We start from the raw sequence: 13,333 nt of genomic DNA on the forward strand, positions 1-13,333 counted from the left end.
TGTCCAAATGACCGTGCCAGCATTGTCTCGCCCTCTACAAGCGTCGTCCATCAGCTCAAATGAGCACGAGCGCACTGAATCTCCTGCATCGACCCAACCGCAAACCGAGCCATCAGCGCTTGAAAAACTGATCGCTGAGACACCCAGGTTCAAGGCCGATGCAGCACTCAAAAATCTCTACGCCAATGCCTTGTCTAGCGCAGCGAACACGCCACCCCTTTTTACCCGTGTTATCACGGGCATTGAGCCGATCCCCAGCGACTGCACATTTGGACAATGGCGCCAGCACCTCGACACCTTGGTGGCAAGTGACGACTTCAAACAATGGGCTGACGACAATCGTATTGATTTGACCAAGCCCGTACGAATCTTCCCTTCTCGGAACTCCCGGCCAGGCTTTATCAGTGCCACCCTGAAACCCACTCCCTCGGCGCCCGCCAACATCAGCGCGTCGCTGCCACGTACATTCGGTGCCGGCTTTGGTGATGGACTATCGCTGCCAGCCTCCTGGTCGCTGATCATGCAAGCCGCTAACACCCTGAGCAGCGGCAGGACGTCAGTCAGCGTGACCCCGGCAGGTCAATCGTCACCCGATGTGCACGCCGCACGTTCTGCACACATTGAGGAGGTGGCGGCCTTTTACGGAGAAACCGTTCCCGATACCCAGAATGCGCTGCAACAAAGGGCAATCGAATTAAAACAGGCTGGCGCGTTCCCGCACCCCGATACATCTGCAATGCCCGACACATTTGAAATGCGTGGGGAGGTGGCGCTCGAGAATCAACGATATGAAAGGGGCGACATTCAAAACATAACGCTTTTATCCAAGAGTCTTGACGCTGCCTTGCTATCGCTCGGCGCAGACGCTGCAACCTCCTACACGGACCCAACCTTTTTGGGGGTACGCCCCACTCCGGAACAAACCGTTCGCCAGGAGAAGGCCTCGATTGCGGCAACTCTGGAAAATACAGAGCTAAAGATCGACCCTGCCTCTTGGTACTTTCAGGACCAGCAACTGACACCTGAATCAAAGGTTACGCTCAAGCAGTTCATCGTCGACAACGGCTGGTTTGTACCTCAGACAAAAGACGATATAAGTAACTTGATTCAATCCCTGAGGCGAGGGCCATTACCCGCACTCCCCAACGGCAACCTCACTGGCGCCATGGGCTGGCAGGCACCGCTTGATCAACCAGAAAAAAGACAGCTGTACAGCAACGTCCGCTATAACAACCTTAACCTGCCAGGGCTTGACGCTCAGACACTGTTGGAGATTCGAGGCGGGGCATTTACCTACCTGACTAAACACCGCCACTGGACCCGTTCTGAGCTGACTGATCCGCGCAACGTCATTGCGGATATTCTCGACTCGCCCAAAGCCCTTGCCCTGGAAAATGCCCTGCAAAAAAAGATGGGCGCAATTGAAAGCCCCAGCAGCCGAGACTGGGTCATGGGTGCGATGGTGGCAGGGCTGGATTCCGATAACACCTTGATGCCCCCCAAACGCAATCAGACAGCCCAGTTCAATCTGGCTGATGAACGCTTCTACGGCAAACCGTTGAATGACATCAAGCAAGGCCTGATTGACCATCTGACAGAAAGTCACCGCTGCACACAAGAGATGGCACCTGTCGGGGCCCACCTCTTGCTGTCGAGCGCAGCACCCGAATTGTTGGTCAAAGACGTTCCCGCTGAAGTGACCTATGGCTCTCCGGCCTGGTTCCTCCTGAAGACAACGGTGGCGCTGATCGAAGCCAAGAGCCCCGGAAGCAGTTCTTCGTTGAGTTTCCCCGAGGTGCTCAAATACGCGGCGATCGACCCAGTTTCGGAAGAAGACGCTGCACTGCTGAGTGAAGCCAAGCGCGAAACGCTAATCGACTGGGCATTGGTGCACGGTATTTTACCGGCCTCGCCTGACGCAACTTACTCGCCAGAGCAGCTCAACAAGGCACAGGAAACGTTTGCCAGCGTCATGGAATCACTGAGAAAGGTCTCCAACGACTTGACCGCCCCGCTTCCAATGCAGAAAGACATGGCACTGGCGGTACTCAGCGAGCATTTAACCAATGTGTCGTTTGAGCGCGCGATTTTATCGAACCCGAGTATCCGACAAAAAAACGCCTTGGACAGCGGCCCCATGCACGTCACCTTGGGGCCCTATTCGTTGCTGGATGTTTACATTAACAACCCTGAAGAAAACGGATGGAGGTCGCGTGAAAACAACCAGGTGATGGGAAGCGCGCCCGACTACCTTGGTCAACTACCGGACATCAATAATCGGCACCGAATCGCAGTCGCCAATTACAAGCTGGGAAGAGAAGTGGGTCTTGTCAACCGCACCAAACACCTGATTGCACAACTTCCCCTTGAGGATCGCAAACAGCTGGAATACGGAGAGCTCGTCCCTTACTTCGAAGGAACGGTTATTAAACACACCAGTTATGTACCAGGCGCCACGCTACATCATGATCGCAAGACACCCGAACAAGCCCAGGACAGGCGTTCACTCATCATCAAGTCCACACACGGCGCCAACGTAAAATTTTACGAAATCAGCCTACAGCAAAACTATATTAAACATCGCGAAGATCTGGACTCCGACTTTAAGCCGGGGCCACAAGGCCAGTGGATCAAAGAGGATCCTGGTTTTCTGGGCGGCGAGAGGTATTCAAACACTGCAATTGAGACGTTCAGCCTGGAGGAAAAAGACAAAAGCAAATTAACAGCCACGCCGCCCCCCCACCTCACTAACCCAGCTTCGTATACCAGCGACCGCAGCCAATTTCTCGGTGAATTATTGTCCAGACACACCCTTGGCCCTGCGAGCCTCGAAGAACTGGTTGCCGCTACGCGCCACATCACTCAATTCGACAAGGAAGACGATGAGTTCGAGAAAAACCAGGAACTGTTGCTGGGCTCCATTCCCTTCGTCTCGCTTGCCAGAAATGCAATCAAGGGAGACTGGCTGGCAGTTGCTTCGGAACTTATATTTGACGGCGTCATGTATGCGACAACGGCTGGATTTGGCAAGGCTGCGAGATCGGTAAAACCACTGGGAAGCTTGGCAAAAACCGCCGGAAAACCTGTGGGTAAAAAACTGTTTGAGCAGGTGGCAGCCTCAACCTCCGAGAGCGTGGCAAACCGTTTGAATACCCTTCGACCGGGGCGAACCGGCTCGTACAATTTTCCCAAGACGGCCCGTCGTCCGGATATTGCAGAGGGTACTTATAAGAAAGGCCTGACCGAAATATCGACTCCGGCCGCTGCCGATGCAAAAACAGGTAAATTTTTTGCGGTAGATCCCGTGAATAATCGACTGTACGGAAAGCCACTTGAAAACTTCCAACCGAACGTTTCAACCTGGCTCGACGATACCCTGCCGAGCGCATCCAATACTGCCAATGTAGGTAAACATACCGCGCTGGACATCGGGCTGGGGCGCGACAATGTGATCCAGCTGGGCAGCAACATGAAGAAATTCAACGTCATTGACAACGAAGTTTATGTTTTCGTCGATGAGTACAAAAACACCAAGCGACTGAACATCGCAGCCCATGGCAAACCTTATGAGCCGGGAAACAAACTATTCGGGAAGAACGCCGCGACCATCATTATAAATAAAAAGGAATACTCGCCAGGCGACTTGGTGAAGGCTCTGAAATTGAAAGGCTATGACCCATCAACGTTTGATAACACTCGATTGCTTATATGTCACTCCGCCGAAGGGGGGAGTAAATCGTTTGGGCGTCTCATGCAAAAAGAAATCAAAAGACCCGTCAAGGCGTTCGAAGGCACTGTGACTGCTGACTTCAATCCAACTTTTGTCGAGTCTAAACGAACAGCTTATATCGATGCTTTGAAAAACAAGGCTCCCGAGGTGACTGACGCCTATGCTTCATCGCACGCAGAGCAAAAAATACAACATGAGTTTATTGAAAAATTCAAACCTCAAATCAATAAAAAACACGGCACCTTTACTGACGTCAACATTGCTGATGCCGGGCAGCGACCGATAGTCCTGCAACTGCCCGTTTACTACAAACCCGTCAAATTCCTTCCCTGAACAGGATTACTCGGCATACGCCCAGGTCATTCGGAATGAGGCCCCGCCCCACTCCGAATCCAGCACCTGCACCTGGCCGCCATGCCACTGCGACACCCGCTGCACCAGCGCCAGGCCCAGGCCAAAGCCGCCGGTGCGGCGGTCGCGACTGGCGTCCAGGCGCATGAAAGGTTGGAAGATTTTGGAGCGACCTTCTTCCGGTACGCCAGGGCCGTCGTCACACACCCGCACCTCATAGCCGCTGCCAAACTTGACCAGCGACACTTCCACACGACGCTCCGCGTAACGGATGGCGTTGCGCAACAGGTTGATCACCGCACGCGCCATGAAGCGCGGCTCAATCTGGATATAGTCCACCTCGCATGTACGCAACGACAGTTGGATGCCCGCTGCTTCAGCCTCCAGGGCCACGCTGCCGATCACACTGTCGAGCCAACTGTGGGCCTCGATGCTTTCGCGGGTGACCTGGGTGGCACCGCGTTCCAGGCTGGCGTAGGTGAGCAACTCGGACACCATTTCTTCCAGCTCGCCCAGGTCGGCATACATGTCCGCGATCAATTCGCCACGCTGGCGTGGATCGGCCTGTTGCTTGAGCTGGTCAAGTTCGAACGACAGGCGCGCAATCGGCGTGCGCAATTCGTGGGACACAGCGTTGGTGAGTTCGCGCTGGTTGGCGATCAGGCTTTCGATGCGCTCGGCCATATGGTTGAAGTGCCCGGCCAGCGAACGCACGGTGGAACGGCGTGGCAGCAGAATGCGTGAACTGAGATCGTTATCCCCGAAACGTTGGGCGGCCAGGCGGATGTGCTCCAGGTCGCGCCAATGCGGGCGCACCCAGAAATACAGCACGATCGCCAGGCTCAAGCCCAGCAGGCTGTAGGCCCACAAGTACAGCCATTTCGGCTCGTCGGGCAGCTTGATATTGAGCAACTGCGGGCCGCCATCGATATTGGCGATGAACTCCATGAAGTCGCCCCGCACCACCAACTGGCCGGCCGCCAGCAACTGTTGCTCACGCTGGTCCAGCGCCAACTCATCGCGCTGCACCAGTTTGAGGTGCAGGCCGTAATGCGGTTGCAGCTCGCTCAGGCGCGCCTGACGGGCGTCACCGAGCAAGGGCCGCAACTGCTCGACCAAACCATACGCCGGGCCGCGCAGGGCTTCGCGGTTATAGGTTTCATTGGCTTCGGGCAGCAGCTCATCAAAGGTGTAGTTGACCAGCCAGATCGCCCCCGCCAGCCCCAGCGCCAGGATGATGTACAGGCGAATATAGAGCCGCAGCATCTAGGCCTCCCACGCGAACGGATTGAACAGATAGCCCTTGCCCCAGATGGTCTTGATGCACACCGGTTCGCGCGGGTTATCGTTGAGCTTGCCGCGCAGTTTGCTGATGTACACATCGACACTGCGGTTGAGGCCGTCGAACGCAATGCCACGCATGCGGTTGAGGATGTCATCGCGGGACAGGATCGTCCCCGAGTTACTGGCCAACAACCACAACAGTTCGAACTCCATCGTGGTGAGGTCGATCTTGTCGTCCCCCAGGCTGACCACCCGGCAACTGCGATCGATGGCCAGCCGCCCGAAAGCCAGCGACCCGCGCACAGTCGGCTCCGGCGCCTGGCGTCGTTGCAACGCACGCAAGCGTGCCAGCAACACAGGGGGCTTGATCGGCTTGATCACGTAATCGTCGGCACCGGACTCCAGGCCAAGGATGTGGTCCAGGTCATCTTCCTTGGCCGTGAGGATCACGATCGGCGTGTCGGACACCGTGCGAATCCCGCGACACACATGCAGCCCGCTCTGGCCGGGCAGCATCAGGTCGAGTACGACGATCTTCGGCTTGAACTCCAGGAACGCGGCCAGGGCCTCGTCGCCCCGGTGCTCCACGCGCACCTCAAAGCCATGCTGCGCGAGAAAGTGCGCGATCAGCCCTGCCAGTTTTTCGTCGTCTTCAACGAGCAAGACCTTGCCCAGCCCCAGGTTTTCCATAAGTTCTCAGTTTGCAGACACGGATTGAAGAGCGGGCATTATAGGTGGCAAGCTGGGCAACTAAAGCAGCTGGCCAGCATTGGCCGACGAAGCTTCATGCTTTTAAGAGTTTTTAACAAATACCCTGCAATCTTTAACGCCATCCACAGGGAGTTGTATGCGCAAGGATTACCTGGCGTTCTTTGTTTCGCTGTTCCTGTCGCGGCTGGCGGACCAGATTCTACTGTTTATCGTGCCCTTGATCGTGTTCCAGACCACCCAGAGCGTGGCCTGGGCCGGGATGGCGTTTTTTATCGAGTCGCTGCCGCGTTATCTCGCGTTCCCGGTGTGTGGCGCAGTGTGCGACAAGTTCGCGCCGGTGCGCATCCTGCATATCAGCCAGGTTTACCGGGCATTGGCCTGTGTGACGGCCGTGGTTTTGTACGGGGTATTCGACGGCATCGTCTGGATCGTACTGCTCTCGGCGCTCTGCGGCGTGCTGACTACCCAGGGCATCATGGCACGGGAAGTGCTGATGCCCCATGTCTTCCCCCACTACAGCTACGCCAAGACGCTGTCCTATTCGCAGATCGCCGACCAGAGCGGGCTGGTGCTCGGGCCGCTGGTGGCGGCGCTGATGCTGGATGTGTGGGCCTGGCACTGGGTCGTCCTCGGGGTGGCCGGGCTGTTCTTGTTGGCCGACCTGGCGATGCGGCTGTGGCAACGCTCCAGCACCGTCAGCCTGGAAACCTTCGAACAGCACCGGGATATCTGGCTGCGGCCATTGAAGATTGCCTTCGGGCATATCCGCCGACTGCCGGAACTGAAGCGGATCATCACCCTGGCCGTGGGCGTGAACCTGATCGTTGGCGTCACGCTGGCCACGTCTGCGGCGATGGTGACGGGCCAATTTGCACAGGATAAGGACGCCTACGCCCTGCTGCAGGCAGCCGGCGCCTTGGTGACCATCGGGATTCTGTTTTACCTGGCGCGGGCCGGGCTGCCGCTGAAGGTGCTAGGCGGCTTGTCGTATTCGATGATTGCGGTCGGTGCGGTGATCATGGCGGTCAGCCCCGGCGTGTGGCTGTACGCCGTGGGTTTCCTGCTGGTCACCGGTTTCGACAAGATGTTCAACGTCTACCTGCGCAGCACCCGTCAGCGGGTGATTCCCGTGCAGGACTTCGGCAAGACCGTAGGTGTGATCACCTTACTCAACAACCTGCCGCAACCCTTGGCGGGCCTTGCAATTGCGCTGTTGGCGGCACCGCTGGGCACGCAGTCGGTGATCCTGTTGCTGGCCGGGATCACCGCGCTGATCGGCGTGGCCGTGGCCTCAGGCTGGCACGCCACTGTGAAAGCGGAACTCGATATCGGGTGACTCGATCAGTTCCTGCTCGGCCGCCCTCACCCGCTCGATCACCTGGGCGACGTCTTTGGCGTCGCCGTACTGGTAGGCCAGCTTGAGGTAACCCTGGAAGTGCCGCGCTTCGCTTTTCAGTAAACCGAAGTAGAACTTCCCGAGTTCTTCGTCCAAATGCGGCACCAATGCTTCGAAACGCTCGCAACTGCGTGCTTCGATAAACGCGCCCACCACCAGCGTGTCCACCAGCTTGACCGGTTCATGGGTGCGCACTACTTTGCGCAAACCCGAGGCGTAGCGACCAGCATTCAGTTGGCGCAACTCGACCTTGCGTTTTTTCATCAAGCGCATGACTTGTTCGTGGTGCACCAGCTCTTCACGGGCCAGGCGCGACATCATGTTGATCAGGTCCACATGGCTGTAGTACTTGGCAATCAGGCTAAGGGCGGTGCTGGCGGCTTTGAATTCGCAGTTCTTGTGGTCGATCAGCAGGGTGTCCTGATCGGCCAGCGCGGCCTGGACCCAGGCGTCAGGGGTGCGGCAACCGAGGAATTCGTGGATTTCGGGCAGGTTCATCGGGCTCACGGGCAAAAGGATCACAAAAGGCCGGCGATTATACCGACCCCGCCGCAGACCACCAGCCACCGGCCTTGATGTGCATCAACATGACGTGCGCTCGCCAGCAACTATAGTTGTTCCAGGCCCCCGCCCTTTTTTATGGAGATCCCGATCATGCAAGCCATCCGCAGCATCCTGGTGATCATCGAACCCGAGCATTCGGAAAGCCTGGCCCTCAAGCGTGCCAAGCTGATTGCCGGGGTCACCGGCGCGCACCTGCATTTGCTGGTCTGCGACAAAAAGCATGAGCACTCGGCGCTGCTGGCGCTGCTCAAGGCCGGTTTGCAAGAGGACGGCTACAGCGTCAGCACCGAGCAGGCGTGGAATGCCAGCCTGCATGAAACCATTATCGACGTGCAGCAGGCCGAAGGCTGTGGGCTGGTGATCAAGCAGCATTTCCCGGTCAGTCCATTGAAAAAGGCGCTGTTGACGCCTGCGGACTGGAAGTTGCTGCGTTATTGCCCGACGGCGGTATTGCTGGTCAAGACCGCTACGCCGTGGGCTGGCGGGGTGATCCTGGCGGCGATCGATGTGGGCAATACCGACGGTGAGCACCGCTCATTGCACAATTCGATCATTGACCATGGCTTTGATATCGCCCACCTGGCCAAGGCGCAGTTGCATGTGATCAGCGCCCATCCGTCGCCGATGCTGTCGGCGGCGGACCCGACCTTTCAGCTCAAGGAAACCATCGAGGCGCGTTATCGCGAGCAATGCAGGGCGTTTCAGGCGGAGTTCGACGTGGACGACAAACACCTGCATATCGAGGAAGGACCGGCGGACGTGTTGATACCGCATCTCGCCCACAAGCTACAGGCGGCGGTCACGATCATCGGCACCGTGGGTCGCACGGGTATTTCCGGGGCACTGATCGGCAACACCGCAGAGGTCGTGCTGGATACGCTGGAAAGCGATGTGCTGGTGCTCAAGCCAGAAGAAGTGATGGACCGTCTGGTGGAACAGGCCACCAAAGCCTGACAGCTACGCGCCAAACGCATCCTTGAGAAACCCCGGCGCGATATAGCGCTGGTAGTGGGCTTCGGAGAGGATAAAGAACTCCCGATCAATGGCATCGCGCAGGTCCGGCAAGGGCCAATCGCGAAACTCGGGCAACAGCACCATGCCATAGGCCTCCAGATTATTGATCACCCGAGCCCCGCGGGCGATCAACTGGTAGGCCCAGCAGTATTCGGACTGGTGCGGCACGAAGCGGATCTTGCGCTGTTCCAGTTGGCCGCGCAGGGTCTTGGGGTCAAAAACCTCCAGTTTGCCGGCCATCACCTGCACCAGCAGCTGCTCCAAGCGCAGCCAGACCGCACGTTTTTCCTCTTCGCCGTAGCCGTTCCACTGGATCACTTCGTGGTGGAAGCGCTTGCAGCCACGGCACACGAGATCGCCGTAGACCGTGGAGCACAGGCCGACGCAAGGGGTCTTGATAGTTTGGTTGGACATGGGCAACGACACGCAAATCAGCGAAACAATGCGCCATGTTAGCCCTTTGTCTAAGCTTGATCACCCAGCAAACTTGGTTAGGCAACTTACCTTTAGATTTTTTTTGCCGTAGAATCATCCGGCCTTGTAAGGCGCCAATAATCCGCTGGAAGCTGTTTTCAAAGCGTCACGAGCACAGTCGTTCCTTCAGAACGGTGTTGGCGATGGTTAATGACTCGGTAGGTCAGAGCCCTCGCCAACCCTCATCAGCTCCGTTCTGCAGGCGTAAAACTTTGAAAGCAGCTTCTGTGAGGAATGCCGGCAGCGCTGGCTTTGCGGCCCAAAAAGCCCCCGAGCGCATGCGTGCCGTTCATTTCTGGATGAGCGTCCCGTGGGACCACTGATGAGGGTAATAACTGTGCTTGAAGCCTACCGCAAACATATCGAAGAGCGTGCAGCCCTGGGTATCGTTCCCCAGCCGCTTAACGCCGAACAAACCGCAGGCCTGGTCGAGCTGCTGAAAAATCCTCCGGCTGGCGAAGAAGAATTCCTCGTTGACCTGATCACCAATCGCATTCCACCAGGCGTTGACGAAGCTGCCTACGTCAAGGCCGGTTTCCTGTCTGCCCTGGCCAAGGGCGAAGCCACTTCCCCCTGATCAGCAAGCAACGCGCCGTTGAACTGCTTGGCACCATGCAAGGCGGCTACAACATCGTGACCCTGGTTGAGCTGCTGGACGACGCCACTCTGGCTCCGGTCGCCGCCGCCCAACTCAAGCACACCCTGCTGATGTTCGACGCGTTCCACGACGTGGCTGAAAAAGCCAAGAACGGCAACGAACACGCCAAAGCCGTGATCCAGTCCTGGGCCGACGGCGAGTGGTTCAGCAACCGCCCTACCCTGGCCGACAAGATCAGCCTGCGCGTGTTCAAGGTCACCGGCGAAACCAACACCGACGACCTGTCCCCTGCTCCCGATGCCTGGTCCCGTCCTGACATCCCGCTGCACGCCCTGGCCATGCTGAAAATGGCCCGTGAAGGCATCGTGCCGGACGAGCAAGGCAAGACCGGCCCGATGAAGCAGATCGAAGAAATGCGCGGCCAAGGCTTCCCGATCGCCTACGTCGGTGACGTGGTCGGTACGGGTTCGTCGCGTAAATCGGCCACCAACTCCGTCCTGTGGTTCTTCGGCGACGACGTTCCGTACGTGCCGAACAAGCGCGCCGGTGGCTTCTGCTTCGGCAGCAAGATCGCTCCAATCTTCTACAACACCATGGAAGATGCGGGCGCACTGCCAATCGAGTTTGACGTTACCAACATGAACATGGGCGACGTGATCGACCTGTACCCGCATGCTGGCAAAGTCTGCAAACACGGCACCGACGAAGTCATCACCACCTTCGAAATGAAGACCCCGGTACTGTTGGACGAAGTCCGCGCCGGCGGCCGTATCCCGCTGATCATCGGTCGCGGCCTGACCGACAAGGCCCGTGCCGAACTGGGCCTGGGCCCAACCGATCTGTTCAAGCTGCCAGAGGCGCCTGTCGACACCGGCAAAGGCTTCACCCTGGCACAGAAAATGGTCGGCAAGGCCTGCGGTCTGCCAGAAGGCAAAGGCGTTCGTCCTGGCACCTACTGCGAACCGAAAATGACCACCGTGGGGTCCCAGGACACCACCGGTCCTATGACCCGTGATGAACTGAAAGACCTGGCGTGCCTGGGTTTCTCGACCGATCTGGTCATGCAGTCGTTCTGCCACACCGCGGCCTATCCAAAGCCGATCGACGTGACCACCCACCACACCCTGCCTGACTTCATCATGACCCGTGGCGGTGTATCGCTGCGCCCAGGCGACGGCATCATCCACAGCTGGCTGAACCGCATGCTGCTGCCGGACACCGTCGGTACCGGTGGTGACTCCCACACCCGTTTCCCGATGGGCATCTCGTTCCCGGCCGGTTCTGGCCTGGTCGCGTTCGCCGCAGCCACTGGCGTTATGCCACTGGACATGCCGGAATCGATCCTGGTGCGCTTCAAAGGCAAGATGAAACCTGGCATCACCCTGCGTGACCTGGTTCATGCCATTCCTTACTACGCGATCCAGTCGGGTCTGCTGACTGTAGAGAAGAAAGGCAAGAAGAACGCCTTCTCCGGCCGCATCCTGGAAATCGAAGGCCTGAACGACCTGACGCTGGAACAAGCTTTCGAGCTGTCCGACGCCTCGGCTGAACGTTCGGCTGCCGGTTGCACCATCAAGCTGTCGAAAGAGTCGATCACCGAGTACCTGAACTCCAACATCACCCTGCTGCGCTGGATGATCGGTGAAGGCTACGGCGACCCACGCACCCTGGAACGTCGCGCCCAAGCAATGGAAGCCTGGGTCAAGAACCCTGAGCTGATGGAAGCCGATGCCGACGCGGAATACGCGGAAATCATCGAGATCGACCTGGCCGAGATCAACGAGCCGATCCTCTGCGCACCGAACGACCCGGACGATGCCCGTCTGCTGTCGAGCGTTGCCGGCGAGAAGATCGACGAAGTGTTCATCGGTTCGTGCATGACCAACATCGGTCACTTCCGCGCGGCCGGTAAGCTGCTGGAGCAGGTCAAGGGTCAGCTGCCAACTCGTCTGTGGCTGTCGCCGCCGACCAAGATGGACGCTCACCAACTGACCGAAGAAGGCTACTACGGCATCTACGGCAAGGCTGGCGCACGCATGGAAATGCCGGGCTGCTCGCTGTGCATGGGTAACCAGGCACGTGTAGAGCCGAATTCGACCGTTGTGTCGACGTCGACCCGTAACTTCCCGAACCGTCTGGGTGACGGCGCTAACGTCTACCTGGCTTCGGCCCGAACTGGCGGCAGTGGCCTCTACCCTGGGTCGCCTGCCGACCGTCGAAGAGTACATGGGCTACGCAGCGAAACTGGACACCATGGCCAGTGACGTTTACCGCTACCTGAACTTCGACCAGATCGCTGAGTTCCGCAAGATCGCAGCTAGCGCCAACATTCCGGTGATTCAGGCCTAAAGTGTTGATGTGAAGAGGCGCCGCGTATCGTGAGGTACGCGGCGTTTTTTTTATGTCTGGGATATGGGTGGGACTGGGTACATATCCGTTATTTGGGTAACGGCTGATATGGGTTCCGCCCTTACGGCGGGTCACTTTGGAAAAGCCCCAAAGTAACCAAAGGGCTCTTGCCCCAACACTCGGCACCTCGCCTAGGCTCGGTGTGCCCGTAATCCGACAGTGATTTGGGGGGCCGCCGCCACGCGCCATCCATGGCGCGGGGCGGCTAAACCGGCATCCCTGCCGGTTTACCCCCCAAATCCCTGCCGAATTCCGGCCAGCGTGTTTGACGGGGCGCCTAAGATCAAAATCAAAAGCAAGAGCACAGCGGCCTGACAGCCGGCTTGAGTGGTGTGAAGCAAAGGCAACAGCCAACGCGGTCCTGTAGGAGCTGGGGGGACGCCTAGTTCTTGCAGGCGATGGTCTTCAACGATGACGCGGGTAACCAGACAAAACGCGGCGTCCTCACGTTTTTCGCCGGCAAGCCAGCTCCTACAGAAAACGAAAAGCGTATCTACGATGCGAAGCGAGTCGCTCTTGATCTTGATCTGAGGCGCCCCGTTAAACACGCTGGCCGAACGCAGGCTTGAATCCGTGGGTAACCCGGCAGGACGCCGGGTTAGCCGCGCTGGGCCAAGGATGGCCCATCGCGGCGGCCCACGGATTCAAGCCGGAGTGAGGGCACACCGAGCCTAAGCGAGGTGCCGAGTGTTGGGGCAAGAGCGTTTTGGTTACTTTGCCGCTTTTGCAAAGTGACCCGCCGTAAGGGCGGAACCAATACCAGCCGTTACCGCAGCAACGGATATGTAAACCAACAGACCTC

General features: G+C 58.0%; 7 protein-coding genes and 1 pseudogene. 4 read left to right on the plus strand and 4 right to left on the minus strand.

Annotation, left to right across the window (positions count from 1 at the left end; all coding sequences use genetic code 11):
- The first annotated feature begins 7 nt into the window (after nucleotides 1-7).
- Nucleotides 8-4,063, plus strand: coding sequence for a hypothetical protein (locus tag AYR47_RS23875; RefSeq protein WP_061437243.1), 4,056 nt, complete (start codon nucleotides 8-10; stop codon nucleotides 4,061-4,063).
- Nucleotides 4,064-4,069: 6 nt separating this feature from the next.
- Here the strand turns inward: AYR47_RS23875 and AYR47_RS23880 are convergent, their stop codons facing one another.
- A complete protein-coding gene (locus tag AYR47_RS23880; RefSeq protein WP_033896639.1) occupies nucleotides 4,070-5,347 on the minus strand; it encodes an ATP-binding protein in 1,278 nt (425 codons plus the stop codon).
- Nucleotides 5,348-6,055 (minus strand): winged helix-turn-helix domain-containing protein, encoded by a 708-nt coding sequence (locus AYR47_RS23885; RefSeq protein ID WP_028616383.1) that lies wholly within the window; start codon nucleotides 6,053-6,055, stop codon nucleotides 5,348-5,350.
- A 157-nt stretch (nucleotides 6,056-6,212) separates the two neighbouring features.
- Here AYR47_RS23885 and AYR47_RS23890 point away from each other — a divergent pair, with 157 nt between their 5' ends.
- Nucleotides 6,213-7,412: an MFS transporter gene (locus tag AYR47_RS23890; RefSeq protein WP_033898479.1), complete on the plus strand. Its 1,200-nt coding sequence runs from the start codon at nucleotides 6,213-6,215 to the stop codon at nucleotides 7,410-7,412.
- On the opposite strand, the gene AYR47_RS23895 is transcribed toward AYR47_RS23890, so the two are convergent.
- Nucleotides 7,368-7,970, minus strand: coding sequence for a tRNA-(ms[2]io[6]A)-hydroxylase (locus AYR47_RS23895; protein WP_016979482.1), 603 nt, complete (start codon nucleotides 7,968-7,970; stop codon nucleotides 7,368-7,370). The two genes, AYR47_RS23890 and AYR47_RS23895, sit on opposite strands and share 45 nt — an antisense overlap.
- A gap of 156 nt (nucleotides 7,971-8,126) precedes the next feature.
- On the opposite strand from AYR47_RS23895, the gene AYR47_RS23900 reads away from it, so the two are divergent.
- Nucleotides 8,127-8,990: a universal stress protein gene (locus AYR47_RS23900; RefSeq protein WP_061437245.1), complete on the plus strand. Its 864-nt coding sequence runs from the start codon at nucleotides 8,127-8,129 to the stop codon at nucleotides 8,988-8,990.
- A gap of 3 nt (nucleotides 8,991-8,993) precedes the next feature.
- On the opposite strand, the gene AYR47_RS23905 is transcribed toward AYR47_RS23900, so the two are convergent.
- A complete protein-coding gene (locus AYR47_RS23905) occupies nucleotides 8,994-9,464 on the minus strand; it encodes a DUF1289 domain-containing protein (RefSeq protein WP_016979484.1) in 471 nt (156 codons plus the stop codon).
- A 397-nt stretch (nucleotides 9,465-9,861) separates the two neighbouring features.
- Here AYR47_RS23905 and acnB point away from each other — a divergent pair.
- Nucleotides 9,862-12,471, plus strand: a pseudogene (acnB, locus tag AYR47_RS23910) (bifunctional aconitate hydratase 2/2-methylisocitrate dehydratase).
- Nucleotides 12,472-13,333: the final 862 nt, after the last annotated feature.

Source organism: Pseudomonas azotoformans, assembly GCF_001579805.1.
GTDB lineage: Bacteria > Pseudomonadota > Gammaproteobacteria > Pseudomonadales > Pseudomonadaceae > Aquipseudomonas > Aquipseudomonas azotoformans_A.